Here is a 15,939-nt window from a genome sequence, read left to right as displayed (position 1 = left end):
TTTACCTACTACAACATTACATGGAGCATTGGAACAAGGAAGAGCTTTTATTTCTAACAGTGATGTAGATGATTACCTTTTAGAAGCGACTGCTAACTATACTAAAACACTTTTTAAAGTACATAAATTTGATGTACTTGCAGGCGTTTCCCAACAGAAATTTATTAATAGTTTCAGCAGTGCCGGGGCAACAGGTTTTGTTACCGACGCTTTTTTGTGGAATAATCTTGGTGCAGGTAGTGTGCAGTTGCCAACGAGTTCGGTAGGATCAAAAAATTTACTAGCTTCTTATTTTGGCCGGTTAAATTACAATTACAAGGGTAGGTATTTGTTTACGGCCTCTATTAGAAGGGATGGCGCCAGCGTATTTGCCGCTAACAACAAATGGGGTAATTTTCCATCTGCCGCTGTGGCATGGAATATTGCGGAAGAACCTTTTTTTGCGAATCTAAAGAATACTGTTTCGCAACTTAAATTAAGATTTGGTTATGGTCAAACTGGTAATGCTCAGGTAAACGTTAGTAACAATGCATTTGCAGCATATAGTGCCTTTCCTGCATGGCTATCTGGTACAGATACAAGGCTTATTGGTGTGGCTTTATCAAGATTAGAGAACCCTGATTTGAAATGGCAAACCAATACTGGAACAAATATCGGGTTAGACTTTTCTTTGTTTAATGGTAAAATAGATGGATCTGTTGAGGTGTTTAACAATATAGTATCGGATTTGTTAGATACTAAAAATCTCAATTCTTATCAACAAATTAATACAGTTTTTTACAATGTTGGAAAAACTCAAAGTAAAGGATTTGAAATAAGCCTGACTACACGTAATATACAAACCAATAATTTTCAATGGAGAACAACATTTGCGTTTTCTACTTATAGAGATACCTGGAAAGAAAGATCACCAGATTGGAAGCCAAATATATATGAAAGTGAAAACGATCCCATAAGAGCTAGGTACAGCAGAGTATCTGATGGCATTTTGCAAGTAGGCGAAGCCGTACCGGCATCCCAGCCGTTACTTAAGCCCGGTATGATTAAAATTAAAGACATTGACGGTTTTGCAAAAGACGGTGCCGGTAACCCTGCGGTAGATGCTAATGGCAGATTTATTAAAACAGGAAAAGCGGATGGTATAATTGATGATGCTGATACAAAACTGATGGGCACTTTTGATCCAAGTGCTATGGCAGGTATCACCAACATTATTACCTACAAAAACTTTTCGCTCAACTTTGATTTTAATGCATTATTTGGCCGCCGCTTTGCCGACCCTAATTATACTGCTTATGGTATTAGTGCATATGGGGTTTATTCAAATGGTTACAATGCATTTAAAACTGTAAAAGACAGATGGACACCAACCAATCCATCTACCACACATCCAAGTTCTTTCTGGGGTTTTTCACCTTACGGTGTTGGCGATTTCTTTTTGGAAGATGCATGGTTTATAAGATTGCAGAATGTTTCATTAGGCTACAATATCCCCGGTAAAATAGCTAAAAATATTTTCAGCTCTGCACGGGTACATGTGGATGCACAAAATCTTTTTGTAATTACTCCTTATAAAGGTGTTGACCCTGAAACGGATTCTTACACAGCCGCATATCCATATATCAGAACATTTACCATTGGCCTAAACCTCAACTTTTAATATTTATATCTAAACGATAAATTATGAAACGTATTAAATTAATATTTTTTCTGCTGGTGATATTGTCCATTAACAGTTGTACCAAAGATTTAAATCCCATTGATTACTCAGAAATCAATCCCGGTATTTTTCCAAAGTCGGCAGCAGATTTGGAAGCTATGGTAAACGCAGCTTACTATCCTTTAAGAGGAGCTTATGGTGATGGTATCCATTCTACTTCCGAAAGAGGTGTGATGTACCTGAGTGATGCCAGCACAGAAATATTATTTGGTAAGTATGGCGACCAAAACACCGCCTCATTACAAAATTACAATTCCACACAGACGGGCTTTACGCATTATTACGATGATTATGTTAATAAAATCAGCAGCATGACACTTACAATTGATTTAATTCAAAGGTCAACTGTAAGCGATGAGTTAAAGAAAAAAGCCATTGCACAGGTGCGTTGTGCAAGAGGAATATTGGCTTATACTTTATTTGATTTGTATGGCCCAATTGTAGTGGCACCATTAGAGGTTTTAAAAAAACCATTAGAAGAAGTTCCGCTTGCCAGGTTAAGCAATGCTGAAATGGTGGCTTTTATTGAGGCAGACCTTGAAGCTGCTGCCATTGATTTGCCCAAGCCGCAAGACGCAGAGTATGGAAGATTTAATAAAGCATTGGCAAAAATGGTGAACATACGCCTGCAGCTACACGAAAAAAAATGGGCTAAAGTAAAAACATTGTGCGATGAAATTATTGCTTACAATGCTTATTCCTTAGATGGAGATTACGCAGCAATATGGGATTTAGAAGGAGCTAAAGCAAGCAAAGAAATTATATGGGCCATCCCCTGCGATTATGCAGGCACCAGCGAAAATCAATGGCAGCTGATGGTGTTGCCAGCTGTGTTTGCGCCCAAAGGTGGTTTTCAAACCATCACCAGCACCTGGTGGTTTTACGACAGGTTTGAACCTGCAGATAAGAGAAAACAAATGCTGATAACGCAATTTACGGGTACCAATGGCATTACTTATAACAGGGCCAGCCCGGGAGATATTTTAGACAGGGGGCCACTTGCATTAAAAATTAATCAGGATGCTAACAGAACAACCGGTTTAACTACAGTAGATATTGTGATGTACAGGTATGCGGATGTGTTACTGTCAAAAGCAGAGGCAATTGCTAATGCAGGTACGCCTACCGCTGAAGCTATGGAATTGGTGAATGTGGTAAGAAGAAGAGCAGGTTTGCCGGATAAACTATTAACAAATTACAGCTCACTTACTTTGTTTAATGATTTGATATTATTGGAACGCAGTCATGAATTTTGGTGTGAGAACGGACAATACCGGGCCGACCTTATCCGTCATGGAAAATTTATTAGCCGTTGCCAGGAAGTAACGCAATCAACTTTTACAGGGCCTAACAAAGTAGTGTACCCGTTTTCGTTAAAAGCTGTTAGTGAAGGCAAAGGAAAATTTATTCAAAATCCCGGGTATTAAAATATTGATCTAAAAAATTAAAAATAAAATTATGAAAAGGAATATCATTTATCTGTTTACGCTGCTGGTAATTTTACTGGGCACTTCTTCTTGTAAAAAAGAAAAGGAAGGCAGTGGTTTAAAAGCAGTATTCAGTTATGTAGCTGATGGCTACAAAGTTAATTTTACCAATTTCTCCGCCAATGCAACTGAGTACAGCTGGGATTTTGGGGACGGCAGTGGCCAAACTTCTACTGCTAAAACACCACAGCATGTATTTACAAAAAAAGGTGATTTTTTAGTTGCATTAACTGCAAAAAATGGTACCGAAACAAACGTGTTTAAAGATACGGTTACCATCATTGGCCCCAATATTAAAATAGACGGTGATTACAGCGATTGGCAATATGTGCCTTACACTTATCAAAATGATGCGGCTTATGCAAGCAGTGTACGTTCGGTTAAAGCTTTTGCATCTGCCGATATGCTGTTTTTTACTTTCGAAGGCAATGCCAATATGAAAATGGAAATTATTGATATTTATATGGATGCGGATAATAATGTTGCCACTGGCTTTAACACCTGGTATTATCCTGTGCATTCAGGTGCCGACTTTTTAATAGAAGGCAGCCCTGTTGGTGGTTGGGGCGATGTGTTTGTACACTCAGGCCCGCAAACTGCTTTTTCATGGACACCCATTGCCTCGTTCGCTGATGCCATGAAATTTTCCAGCTTATCCACCACCGGCGGAAAAAATGTAATAGAGTTCTCTATTAAAAGAAGTGTACTGGGCACTACAAGAAACTTTATTCATTTTGGCTTGGTGGAATCAACATCGGGCTGGGCAGAAGTGGGACAAATATCCGAAGCCAAAACAGCCACTTCTAAATTTGTAGTTGTTCCGTTATAAATTTTTACAGGGCAGGTAATATTATAAGGAGTGTAAATTCCTAAAGCCCCTTTTATATCATAAATAACCAGTTGCAAGTGAAATACGAAACTGAAAATATAATTACTGAAACAATTACGGAGGTTGCAAAAAAAACATTAACGCAATTAAGTTTGCATACTATTGAAAATGCAAATGGAACTAAACTTATTGTTTCAAATTTGGGTGCTGCAGTAGTTTCTTTATTTGTAAAAGATAAACAGGATAAACTTACTGACGTGGTATTGGGTTATGATACACACTCCGATTACCAGGCCGATGAATTTTATTTAGGCACTGTAGTGGGCAGGTATGCAAACCGTGTTGCAGGTGGTACTGTGGTGCTGGATAATACAACCTATACATTGCATTTAAGAGAAGGCGGTTATCATTTACATGGCGGCCTGGAAGGGTTTAATAAAAAAATATTTCAGGCAATATCTTTTGAGCAGGAAGGTAAAAGCGGAATTATTTTTAAATATATAAGTCCTCACCTGGAAGAAGGTTTTCCCGGTGAGTTGCAGCTTGAAGTAATTTATACGCTGGATGACGAAGATGTATGGAGTATTGAATACAAAGCAGTATGCAATAAAACTACTTTGATTAATTTAACACAACATACCTATTTTAATTTGTCAGGTAATCCTTCAAATACAATAGACGATCACCAAATAAAAATACTCAGTAATTATTATTTACCCGTAAATAAATTGCAGGTTCCTACAGGTGAAATTGCGGCTGTTCATAATACTCCTTTTGATTTTTCTCAACCCAAAAAAATAGGAGAAGATTTGTTAAAAGATAATGAACAGTTACAGTTAAGCAATGGCTACGACCATAGTTTTGTATTGGAAAAACAGCACACCCCAATTTTAAAACATGCCGTGGTTGTAAAGGAACCTGCTTCGGGAATAACGATGGATGTTTATACAACAGAACCAGCAGTACATTTTTATACCGGTAATTTTCTTCAAAATATAAAAGGAAAAAATGGCATTATCTACCATAAGCGTTCGGGCTTTTGCCTGGAAACGCAGCATTTTCCTGATGCACCCAATCACCGCCACTTTCCCTCCACAGTTTTAAATGCAGGGGAGGAGTTTTATAGTAAAACAGTGTTTAAATTTTCTGTAGACTAAGTTATTGAAATACGAAGCCAGCCTTTATCAGGAATTATTAATTAAAAGATTACTTTCCATCTTCAATAAATATGAATCTAAGTTTGAATTTATTAAGTTTAGTCATCCATCCAAAATTGCTTAACACTCAGTTAATCTAACAGAACAGTTTTTTATTAACTTTGCCTTTTTTAAAATATATGCTGATGTATAATGCATCACTTTGTTTATCTCCAAAAAAATTTTTAAAAAATGGCAATGTTTAAAATGGAACAAACGTGGCGCTGGTTTGGCCCATCCGACCCGGTAAGTTTGCAGGATGTAAAACAAACAGGTGCAACAGGTGTGGTTACTGCTCTGCACCAGGTACCGCATGGCGAAGTTTGGACAACGGAAGAAATTTTAAAGCGAAAAGCAATAATTGAAAACGCCGGACTTACCTGGTCGGTAGTGGAAAGTATTACAGTACATGAAAGTATTAAAACCCGTACCGGTAATTATAAAGAGTATATTGAAAAATATAAAACGTCTATTCGCAATGCGGCCTCTTGTGGCATACAGGTTATCACTTATAACTTTATGCCGGTAAATGATTGGACAAGAACTTCTTTAAATTATAAAATGCCCACTGGTGCGCTTGCACTTTATTTTAACTGGATTGATCTGGCCGTATTTGATATTTTTATTTTGAAAAGAAAAAATACTGCGGCTTCTTATTCAGCATCAATTTTACAACAGGCAGAAGAGCGGTACAAAAAATACACTTCAAAAGAATTAGAAGCATTGGCAGATGTAGTAATGTTTGGCATTCCTGGTGAAGAAAAATATACAACTAATGACATGCTGAAGAAATTGGAATCGTACAGCGATATTGATGCCAATGCATTAAGGGATAATCTTTGCTATTTTCAAAAAGAAATAAGTGAAGTGGCAATGGAATGCAATGTAAAACTGGCGATACATCCGGATGATCCGCCTTTTCCAATTTTAGGTTTACCAAGAGTAGTAAGCAGCTACGACGACTTTAAATACTTTTTAGATAAAGTTGATAACATAGCCAATGGTGTTTGCTTTTGTACTGGCTCGTTAGGTGCATCCGCAAAAAATAATTTGCCGGCAATGGTAAAAGCATTAAGCGATAAAATACATTTCATCCATTTACGTAATGTTAAAAAAGATGCTGAAGGCAATTTTTTTGAAGCCGATCATTTAGGCGGCGATAATGATATGTATGCTGTAGTAAAAGAAATTGTACAGTTACAGCAGGATAGAAAAATTTCACTTCCCTTTCGCCCCGATCATGGCCACCAGATGCTGGACGATTTAAATAAAATTACCAACCCCGGTTACTCTGCCATTGGCAGGTTAAAAGGCTTAGCAGAAATTAGAGGGCTTGAGTTGGGGATATTGGGAGCATTGGGGGAAAAATAATAGACAAAAATTAATTTTATTTGAATTGGAGAAAAAATAATTTTTTATTCAGACAAACATATTTAAAACTAACACCCCAATCAATCCTAAAATTGATATTACAGTTTCCATTACAGTCCACGATAAAAAAGTTTGCCTGAGTGTGAGTTTAAAAAATTCTTTAAACATCCAAAAGCCGGAGTCGTTAATGTGAGAACCGAAAACACTGCCTGCACCCACTGCAAGCACCATCAACTCCGGCGATGCAACTCCTGTCGCTACCAATGGCGATACAATACCTGCAGCAGTTATGCCTGCAACAGTTGCAGAACCAATGGCTACTCTTAACACAGCAGTTACAAGCCAGCCAAAAATTAATGGTGGCATTTGCCATTTTGTGCTGAAGGTGGCAATGTATTCGCCGGTGCCGCTGTCAATTAATACTTGCTTAAAAATACCACCGGCGGTAATAATTAATAAAATCATAGCGATGCCTGAAACAGCATCGTTTAACCATTGCATAATGGTTTCCATTTTATACCCATTGCGTAAACCAAAAAAATAAATGCCTGCAATAACAGCAATAAGTAGTGCAATGGTAGAGTCGCCAATAAAAAGTATTATGGTTTTAAAAAGTGAAGATTCTTTTAAAAAATTATTGGCGAGTACAGAAAGAGTAATTAATAAAACGGGCAGCAATGCAATTGTAAAACTTGTAAAAATGCCAGGTAATTTTTTTTCTGAAAGATTATGTTCTGCAGCAAAAAGAAAAGAAGTATCTGTTTTTATTCTTTGTAAAATTCTGCCTAAAAATGGCCCGGCAATAATAACAGTAGGTATGGCAATTAGTAAACCATAAATTAATGTTTTGCCCATATCAGCTTTAAATGCATTTACTAAAACAACAGGGCCGGGGTGGGGCGGTAAAAAACAATGTGTGGTGCTTAGCGATGCCGCCATTGGAATAACGATGTACAATAATGGCAATCCTGTTTTTCTTGCCAAAGTAAAAACTAATGGTACAAGAATTATAAAACCTGCATTGTAATATAGTGGAATGCCAATTAAAAATCCCGTAAGTAAAACTGCCCATTGAATATTTTTTTGCCCAAAACTTTTTATTAGTGTAGCCGAAATTTGTTCTGCAGCTCCGCTTATCTCTAATATTTTACCGAGTATGGCGCCCAGGCAAATGATTAATGCTAAACCACCCAATGTACTGCCCACACCTTTTTCTACCGACTTTATTAAATCTGACGTATCCATACCCAAAAGCAAACCGGTTAGCAATGCAACAATTAATAGTGATAAAAATGGGCTTACTTTTTTTACAGAAAGAAATACCTGTAAAATAATCGCAAAAATGATGGTGATTATTATCATAATTATTGAACGGTGTTAAGGAGTGTGCCTATATTATCGATAGAAATTTTTATTTCATCACCCGATTGCAAAGTAAAATTATTGGGAGGCACAATACCTGTACCCGTCATAATTAAACAACCGTCAGGAAAACTGCATTCACGGTAAACGAAAGAAACTAATTCTTCCAGTGTTCTTTTCATCTGGCTTATTGCAATGCTGTCTTTAAAAACAGTTGTGCTGTTTCTGTTTATTTCAAGATGAATGTTTGTGTGAGCCTCAATTTTATTGGTAACAAAAATACATGGCCCCAATGCTGCACAGGCGTCATAGGTTTTTGCCTGCGGCAGATACAAAGGGTTTTCTCCTTCAATACTCCGGCTGCTCATATCGTTGCCAATAGTATAACCAATAATTTTTCCTGATGATGTTACCACCAAAGTCAGTTCGGGCTCGGGTACATCCCAGGTAGAATCTTTTCTTATTCTTACAAAAGCATTGGTGCCCACAATACGGTGTGGTGTTGATTTAAAAAAAACTTCCGGCCTTTCTGCTTCATATACTTTGGCATAAAAATAGGCACCACCACTTAATTTACTTTCTTCCTGCCTGCCCACTTTGCTTCTTAAATAAGTAACGCCGCAAGCCCATAGTTCCTGGTTATTTCCTATTGGTGCAAGAATATCTTTTAAAATATCATTGGTTGATACTGGTAATGTTTGTACAAGCATTTCAAGTTTTTGTAATAATGAATCATCATTAATAAATGTATCCCAATTTTCTTTGCATAAATAGAATTTGTTTTCTTTTTCTATTATAATGCTATTTTTTATTTTGTATAATTTCATATTCTTTATTTTATTTCCTCAATTTTATTCTCAGCACATACATATCATTAGTAACATACAATATCTTCTCATCCGGTGAGAATGCACAGTTGCTTGTTGCATTCTCCAGTCTTATTAAACCAAGTTTCTTTCCTTCTCTGCTAAAAATATAAACTCCGCCGGGACCGGTGGCAAATACAATACCATGCTTGTTTATTTTTAAACCATCGGGCAGGCCATTCCAGTTTTTATCATGGCCAGCGGCATCGAAAAATATTTTTCCATTAGAGAGTGAATCTCCAGCCACGTCATAAATATACCAAACCGGTTTTGCAGGGTCGCTGTTGGCAATAAGTAATTGCTTTTCGCCGGGGAAGAAAGCAAGGCCGTTGGGTCTTGTAATTGAATCAACTAATAAAATTACTGTACCATCTTTTTTTACTTTGTACACACCATTAAATGGAATTTCTTTTGCAGCATCGGTATCATCTTGTGTAAATAAACCATAAGGCGGGTCGGTAAAAAATAAATCGCCGTTGCTGTTAAACACTAAATCATTTGGGCTATTGAGTTTTTTATTTTCAAACTTATCTATAAGGGTAATAAATTTTGCTGCTGGTTTATCAAATGGTGCATCCATTATTGCCACACTTCTGTCGCCATGCTGGCATAATACAAAATGCCCATCAGTATCTACTGTCAATCCATTGCTGCCTGGTTCTTTGCATTTATTTGGTGCAGTGCCGGTGTAGCCACTGGGTTTCAAATACACTTCTGCTCCGTTAGCTTCCGTCCATTTGTACACAGTATTCATTGGCACATCGCTGAACAAAAGCATATTGTGTTTTTCAATCCACAGAGGGCCTTCGCTCCATTCGTAGCCTTCGGCAATAATTTCGGCTTTGGCATTTAGGGTGATAATGCTGTCTAATGCATCATCGTATTTTTCTATAGTGCCAATTGTTTTATACATTTTATTTTCTTTATTACTGCTGTTGTTATTGCATGATGCAAAAATTGTCAGCATAAATATAGCAATCAATTGTTTCATGATTTTTTTTATAAGTTTTATAATTTCCTAAGATAACCCGGCTTCCGCAAGCTTGAATTTGCAAATGCGAAAACTGCTGCGAATTGTTGCTTAATAGAATTATCACAGTTGAACGGAGCGTCGCCACTGAAGTTCAATCAGGGAACTCAGGCTGGTAACAAAAATCAATGTGAATCCCTCGTAACAACAGAACCAGAACTTCCCTGTAAAAAATCCAGATCAGCACCTCTATCGGCACCCATTACATGATTTACATAAAGATGTACATAACCTCTTTCTGCAGCAATTTTTGGTGCAACCCAATTTGTTTTTCTTTTTTGCAATTCATCATCACTTACATGCAAATGTAATTTACGTTGTGCAACATCTAATTCAATCATATCGCCATTTTGCACCAAAGCTAAATTTCCACCAATAGCGCTTTCAGGAGAAACATGCAGCACAGCAGTACCGTAAGCTGTGCCACTCATTCTGCCATCGCTAATGCGAACCATATCTGTAATTCCTCTTTGCAATATTTTTTTTGGCAACGCCATATTACCCACCTCGGGCATACCGGGATAACCAACCGGCCCAACATATTTCAACACCATTACACAGGTTTCATCAATATCTAAATTGGGGTCATCAATTCTTTTATTGTAATCTTCAATGCTTTCAAATACTACAGCCCTTCCTTTATGTTTCATTAAAGCAGGGGTTGCGGCACTTGGTTTAATTACTGCACCATTCAATGCCAAATTTCCTTTTACCACCACACAACCGGCTTCTGCTTTTATTGGCGAATTATATTTTGCAATTACATCTTCATTGTAACAAATAGTATTGCCTTCAATATTATCCTGATGATTTTTTCCGGTAACTGTAATTATATTTTTATGCAAATGATTTTTTAATTCATTTAATATTACAGGTAAGCCACCAGCATAATAAAAATCTTCCATCAAATATTTTCCAGACGGCATCAAATTTAACAGCAACGGAATTTTACTGCCTAACGTATCAAAATCTTCTAATTTTAAATTCACTCCAATTCTTCCGGCAATGGCAATTAAATGAATAATAAAATTAGACGAACCACCAACAGCAGCATTTACTTTAATAGCATTTTCAAAAGCTTCTCTGGTAAGAATTTTATCTATGGTTAAATTTTCTTTTACCATTTGCACAATTCTTCTGCCGCTTAATTGTGCCATTACTTTTTTTCTGCTGTCGGCTGCAGGTATTGCGGATGCTCCACTTAAAGTTAACCCTAAACTTTCTACCATTACCGCCATGGTACTTGCAGTTCCCATCGTCATGCAATGGCCAATACTGCGGCTCATACAGCTTTCGGCAAACTCACAATCTTCTTGTGTCATCTTACCGGTTTTCATATCTTCATCAAACCTCCATACATGTGTACCCGAACCAATATCCTGTCCTTTATATTTTCCATTAAGCATTGGCCCGCCGGGTACAACAATAGTTGGTAAACCTACACTTGATGCACCCATTACTGTAGAAGGTGTTGTTTTATCGCAACCGGTTAACAATACCACACCATCAATAGGATTTCCACGAATAGATTCTTCGGCATCCATGCTTGCTAAATTTCTAAACAGCATTGCAGTAGGTTTCAATAATGTTTCTCCCAAACTCATTATAGGAAATTCTACGGGAAAACCGCCGGCTTCTAACACCCCTTTTTTTACTGCTTCTGCATGATCTCTAAAATGTGCATTGCAGGGGGTAAGTTCGCTGAAAGTATTACAAATGCCAATCACCGGTCTGCCATCAAACATATCAGTTGGCATACCTTGATTTTTCATCCAGCTTCTGTAGATAATTCCATCTTTATCTTTTTTACCAAACCAATTGTGGCTTCTTAATTTTTGTGTCATTTTATTTTTTTTTCAACTTTTTTAACTCATGCTGGAAACTGTCGCCGTTATTCGGCCTATTCCAGACTAACAAGTCAAATTCAATTGGATGGTGAAACCTAACAGAGTCAGCAATACATTTTTGGATTTCTCTATGCAAATCATAATCATCGCCTATAAAAGACATTGTAGAATCGCTTTCTATTTTTTTCTTTTTCAATGCGACCCACCTTCTATTCCAAATTGTCCTTATTGCATTAAGAGTATATTTATCTAGGGGCACATTTACCATTCCCTTTAATCTTTCCCGCTGTGTTTTATTTAAGTTTATATAATTTGGAAATATCTTCATTAATAAATCGAAAAGCTTGCAACAGTAACCGATTTTCATTTTTATTCCAGTATTTTTTTTCCAATATTTTTGTAATCCAGTAACAATTTTTTTATGTAGAAGTGCATATTTTTTTCGAGAGCTACATATAATAATTTGAGTATAGAGTTTTTCCTCGAACAAAACATCCTGCGCCCAAGTTCTAAAAATACTGGATGGTAAATATTTGCCAGCATCAAAATATTCTGAACGAAATGTATTACCTGAAACGGAATTTTTTATAATTGGATAGGAAGATGTTCTAAACCCTTCATTATAAAAGGTCTTATAAAAATTATTGTTCGCTCTAATTTTATCTTTAATCTCTTTAACATCCTTATATGGTTGGGGTAGCCTCATAAATAATTATTTAAAATTTATTTTTGAATAATCACTCTTTTTCCAGTTCTCATCGCTTCATAAATGGCTTCAATAATTTTTACATCTCTTCTTCCCATTTCGCCGGGTACAATGCTTTGCGTTTTATTTTTTATTGATTGCGCAATGCCATCCATCTGTTTTGCCTGCTGCGATAATTTTGGATACTCCATAATTTTTCCATCTGATGTTTTTCCTTTCAAACCGGAATAATTGTATGCAGGCTGTAATTCAAATGAACCTTTCTCCCCTTCAACTTTTAAAAAATTTGCACTCTCCGAATAACTGGTTCTGCATTCAGCAATTAAGCCATTGGGCATTTCCATTTGCCATGCCAGTGTTTCTTCCACATCAATAAATTTTTCTTTATCGCTGATGGGAAATGTTTGTGCAGTTACAGCAATCGGTTCCATATCTGTGGTGTACATTACTCCCTGCATACAATATACGCCTAAGTCCATCAATGGGCCGCCGCCTGCTAATTTTTTATCTAAACGCCAAATGCCTTTTTGTGCAACAAATGAAAAAGCTGCACTTATCTTTTTAATATCGCCATATACTTTTTCTTTTGCCAGCCTTACCATTTCTAAATTGTAAGGGTCAAAATGCAAACGGTAACCAATGGATAAAAATTTATTTGCTTTTTTACATGCTGCAATCATCATATCACAATCTGCCACTGATAATGCCATGGGCTTTTCGCATATAACATGTTTGCCAGCCTGTGCTGCTCTTATTGTATATTCTGCATGCATGGAGTTGGGCAGTACAACATAAACAATATCAATATCAGGATTGTCTTTTATGCTGTCGAAGTTTTGGTAATTGTAAATATTTTTATCAGGGATATTATATTTTTCTTTCCATACTTCGGCTTTGGATGGCGTGCCGGTAACAATACCGGCTAAATAACAATGTTCGGTTTGTTGCAATGCCGGAGCTAATTGACCTCCTGCATAACTGCCCAGGCCAACTAATGCAACACCGAGTTTTTTATTTGTGTTCATCGTCTTTTTATTTTTTGTTATAAATGCAGGGTTACTAAAAGAAGAAAATAAAGGAACCCCTAACGCAGTTATTGCGGTTTGGTAAATAAAACTTCTACGGGAGGAATGATTTTTTTTCATATACAAAAAATTATTTTTTAATAAAATTTTGACTGCTGCCATAGCGGTTAAGTTGCAGCGTTTTTCTATCAATCGAAAATTCCATATTCAAAAACTCCGCGTTTGAATAAAATGTATTTACAGTTGCTGCTTTTAATGGGTAACTATTTGCTGCCGAATAATAAAGCACCAGTTTGTTATTTTCTGCTTTTAGTTCAACAATGTTTCCCTTTGCATCTTCGTATTTGCCAGTATAATTTATAAGAATTTCATCAGCTATTATAATATCCGGCTTTTCAAAAATAAATTGTAAACCCCTGTTGTATGTTTCGCTTTTAGTACCTGAATGCCCGGTATTTTCCAACACTTTGGAACGGATAGTTACGTTTGCATATTTTTTGTTACTGATATAATTGCTGAATCGTTCAAATGAACTTCTGCTTCTTTCCACATCACCCACCGTTAAGTAAAGGCGGATGGGTTTATTGATTTGCTGCATCGCAAATTTCTTTTCGTATTTATATAACACTTCATTATCCCAACCAACAGCAGGGCTTGCGGCTGCATAGCCGGTAAACATATCTGTATGTGTAAGCATGGCGTATAAAGTAATCAATCCTCCCAATGAGCAACCTATTAATGTTCGGTTGGCAGTATCGGCCTTGTAATTATTTTCTATAAAAGGAAATAATTCAGTTTTCATAAAATCAAGAAACTTATCTGCACCTCCACTTTGTATTATCCGGCTTTCATTGGTAGGGGTGTAATCTCTCGCCCTTAAACTATCGGGGTTTGGTTTTGCGCCGCCCCATGTAACGCCAACAATAATTATTTCAGGAATAAAGCCATCAAAATATTGCTGACCATAAATAGATTTTACCAAAGGAAAATCCCATTGCGAATCCATTACATACACCACAGGATATTTTTTATTGGTGGCTGGATTACCGCCGGGTGACAAAATATGTAATTCATATTCTTGCCCTGTTACAATTGCAGAAGTAATTTTTCTAACTTCTGAACCGGGTATGGTTACAGCGGGTTGCTGTGCTTTTGCATGAAAGCATGTAAAAGTAATTGTAAGAAATAAAAAGAGATACTTCATTCTATATTTTTTTACTGCTTAAAATATCTTGCTGCAAAATCTAAAAAGTATGGCCAGTTAGGCGCCGGTGTATGACCTGCGCTATGCTGCCGAAATGCTACTTCACCATCCATCAACCCAGTTTCTACTTTTGGAAATAATGTTGTACCCAAATCTTTTTTACCAAGCAATGTATAAACCGGTCCGGCAGCAACAGCCGCCATAAACATTCCCTTTGCATCAACCCAGCCATCGCCTTTTTCGCCACTGCTAATAAACACAGGCCGGGGTGCACACATGGCAATCAATTCATGACTATCAACGGGCATATGCCCCCAGTTTAAAATGCCTGCATACTTTATAAAGTTGCCGCACATCCAATGATATTCGCCACTGCCTGCAACATTTTCCACAATCTCACCAGCATTGCGTCGATGCAGTTTTGCACCACCTTCACCACTTGAACTAATGAAGCCAGTTGCAAATCTTGAATCGTAAGCCAATATTACTAATGCGGCTTTGCCATACCGTGAGTGCCCTTCAATAGCAATTTTTTTTGCATCAATATTTTTATCTGTTTCAAAATAGTCTACTGCACGGCTGGCACCCCAGGCCCAGGCTTTCAAACTTCCCCAGTCAGTTGGTTTTCTTCTTTCTCCTTTATTCATTAAACCAATAATGCCGTTTGTTAAGCCTGCACCATTATCTTCCTGGATACTTGTGGGAACAATAACTGCATAACCCCAACCTCTTTGCAAACATTGCTGCTGCCAGCCGGGTGGTTGTGGTTGGTTATTATTTTGCTGTGGACGAAAGCCGGGTGGAAAAACAAACCCAAATTCCATAACAACAGGAACAGGTTTGTTTACATTTAAAGGTGTTGCTACTGTTAATTGTATAGCTACTTTTACAGATGGGTAAGATGAATTATCTACATGCCCGATTAAATTTTTTATGTGAATTGGATAATCGCCATTCGCAGTATCTTTTTCACTCACCACCTCCCAGTTTACTTTTGGTGTGTTCTTGGGCGTTATGCCATAAATTTCTCTGTCAAAATCTTCTGCAATTTCTTTACGCCTTTTCCACCAATCTTTTGCTGTACTTACTTTTTTACCATTTTTAAAAGTTAATGCTTCCGGTAAATTGGGATAGGGATTGGCTTTTGCTTCATCATAGTTTGCAGCATTGGCTGCTTTGGGGTCGTTGCCATTAGCACCGGGCCGGAGTGACGTAATGCCGAGTTGCTGCAACATATTTTTATGGTCTTCATTAGTTGCTTGTTGCTGCGCTTTGGTTTGCTTATCTCTTGTTTGC

Annotated in this window: 13 protein-coding genes; 5 read left to right on the top strand and 8 right to left on the bottom strand. The window is 37.1% G+C overall.

The window, feature by feature from the left end:
• The 5 genes from ACY651_RS09485 to uxuA form a co-directional block, all read left to right on the top strand.
• Positions 1 to 1,660, top strand: a 1,660-nt coding sequence (locus tag ACY651_RS09485) for a SusC/RagA family TonB-linked outer membrane protein (RefSeq protein WP_462252045.1), incomplete at its 5' end; no start/stop codon positions are given.
• Between the two features lie 23 nt (positions 1,661 to 1,683).
• On the top strand, positions 1,684 to 3,147 hold the full coding sequence (locus ACY651_RS09480; protein WP_462252043.1) for a RagB/SusD family nutrient uptake outer membrane protein: 1,464 nt from the start codon (positions 1,684 to 1,686) through the stop codon (positions 3,145 to 3,147).
• 31 nt (positions 3,148 to 3,178) lie between these two features.
• On the top strand, positions 3,179 to 4,036 hold the full coding sequence (locus ACY651_RS09475) for a PKD domain-containing protein (protein WP_462252041.1): 858 nt from the start codon (positions 3,179 to 3,181) through the stop codon (positions 4,034 to 4,036).
• A 77-nt stretch (positions 4,037 to 4,113) separates the two neighbouring features.
• Positions 4,114 to 5,193 carry an aldose epimerase family protein gene (locus tag ACY651_RS09470; protein ID WP_462252039.1) on the top strand — a complete coding sequence of 360 codons (1,080 nt, stop codon included), beginning with the start codon at positions 4,114 to 4,116 and terminating at the stop codon, positions 5,191 to 5,193.
• A 231-nt stretch (positions 5,194 to 5,424) separates the two neighbouring features.
• Positions 5,425 to 6,603 carry a mannonate dehydratase gene (gene uxuA, locus ACY651_RS09465; protein WP_462252037.1) on the top strand — a complete coding sequence of 393 codons (1,179 nt, stop codon included), beginning with the start codon at positions 5,425 to 5,427 and terminating at the stop codon, positions 6,601 to 6,603.
• 48 nt (positions 6,604 to 6,651) lie between these two features.
• Here uxuA and ACY651_RS09460 read toward each other — a convergent pair whose 3' ends face one another.
• The 8 genes from ACY651_RS09460 to ACY651_RS09425 form a co-directional block, all read right to left on the bottom strand.
• Positions 6,652 to 7,965 (bottom strand): gluconate:H+ symporter, encoded by a 1,314-nt coding sequence (locus tag ACY651_RS09460; RefSeq protein ID WP_462252035.1) that lies wholly within the window; start codon positions 7,963 to 7,965, stop codon positions 6,652 to 6,654.
• A 2-nt stretch (positions 7,966 to 7,967) separates the two neighbouring features.
• On the bottom strand, positions 7,968 to 8,792 hold the full coding sequence (locus ACY651_RS09455) for a fumarylacetoacetate hydrolase family protein (RefSeq protein ID WP_462252033.1): 825 nt from the start codon (positions 8,790 to 8,792) through the stop codon (positions 7,968 to 7,970).
• A 10-nt stretch (positions 8,793 to 8,802) separates the two neighbouring features.
• The gene (locus ACY651_RS09450) at positions 8,803 to 9,822 is read right to left on the bottom strand and encodes an SMP-30/gluconolactonase/LRE family protein (protein WP_462252031.1); all 1,020 of its coding nucleotides are present in this window, start codon (positions 9,820 to 9,822) and stop codon (positions 8,803 to 8,805) included.
• 164 nt (positions 9,823 to 9,986) lie between these two features.
• The gene (locus ACY651_RS09445) at positions 9,987 to 11,705 is read right to left on the bottom strand and encodes an IlvD/Edd family dehydratase (protein WP_462252029.1); all 1,719 of its coding nucleotides are present in this window, start codon (positions 11,703 to 11,705) and stop codon (positions 9,987 to 9,989) included.
• Between the two features lies 1 nt (position 11,706).
• On the bottom strand, positions 11,707 to 12,414 hold the full coding sequence (locus tag ACY651_RS09440) for a hypothetical protein (RefSeq protein WP_462252027.1): 708 nt from the start codon (positions 12,412 to 12,414) through the stop codon (positions 11,707 to 11,709).
• Positions 12,415 to 12,431: 17 nt separating this feature from the next.
• Positions 12,432 to 13,559 carry a Gfo/Idh/MocA family protein gene (locus ACY651_RS09435; protein WP_462252025.1) on the bottom strand — a complete coding sequence of 376 codons (1,128 nt, stop codon included), beginning with the start codon at positions 13,557 to 13,559 and terminating at the stop codon, positions 12,432 to 12,434.
• Between the two features lie 10 nt (positions 13,560 to 13,569).
• On the bottom strand, positions 13,570 to 14,643 hold the full coding sequence (locus ACY651_RS09430; RefSeq protein ID WP_462252023.1) for an alpha/beta hydrolase: 1,074 nt from the start codon (positions 14,641 to 14,643) through the stop codon (positions 13,570 to 13,572).
• A gap of 11 nt (positions 14,644 to 14,654) precedes the next feature.
• Positions 14,655 to 15,939: glucuronyl esterase domain-containing protein (locus ACY651_RS09425; RefSeq protein ID WP_462252021.1), on the bottom strand; the 1,285-nt coding region annotated here is incomplete at its 5' end.

The organism is Ferruginibacter sp., assembly GCF_031391665.1.
GTDB lineage: Bacteria > Bacteroidota > Bacteroidia > Chitinophagales > Chitinophagaceae > Ferruginibacter.
Note: the sequence above shows the minus strand (reverse complement) of the source record. Positions and strands in the feature narration are given on the sequence as shown.

Bases quoted from the DNA above. Each gene is read 5' to 3' on its own strand.
- ACY651_RS09480 (WP_462252043.1), top strand. From the start codon at position 1,684: ATGAAACGTATTAAATTAATATTTTTTCTGCTGGTGATATTGTCCATT.
- ACY651_RS09475 (WP_462252041.1), top strand. From the start codon at position 3,179: ATGAAAAGGAATATCATTTATCTGTTTACGCTGCTGGTAATTTTACTG.
- uxuA (WP_462252037.1), top strand. From the start codon at position 5,425: ATGGCAATGTTTAAAATGGAACAAACGTGGCGCTGGTTTGGCCCATCC.
- ACY651_RS09460 (WP_462252035.1), bottom strand. From the start codon at position 7,965: ATGATAATAATCACCATCATTTTTGCGATTATTTTACAGGTATTTCTT.
- ACY651_RS09455 (WP_462252033.1), bottom strand. From the start codon at position 8,792: ATGAAATTATACAAAATAAAAAATAGCATTATAATAGAAAAAGAAAAC.
- ACY651_RS09450 (WP_462252031.1), bottom strand. From the start codon at position 9,822: ATGAAACAATTGATTGCTATATTTATGCTGACAATTTTTGCATCATGC.
- ACY651_RS09445 (WP_462252029.1), bottom strand. From the start codon at position 11,705: ATGACACAAAAATTAAGAAGCCACAATTGGTTTGGTAAAAAAGATAAA.
- ACY651_RS09440 (WP_462252027.1), bottom strand. From the start codon at position 12,414: ATGAGGCTACCCCAACCATATAAGGATGTTAAAGAGATTAAAGATAAA.
- ACY651_RS09435 (WP_462252025.1), bottom strand. From the start codon at position 13,559: ATGAAAAAAAATCATTCCTCCCGTAGAAGTTTTATTTACCAAACCGCA.
- ACY651_RS09430 (WP_462252023.1), bottom strand. From the start codon at position 14,643: ATGAAGTATCTCTTTTTATTTCTTACAATTACTTTTACATGCTTTCAT.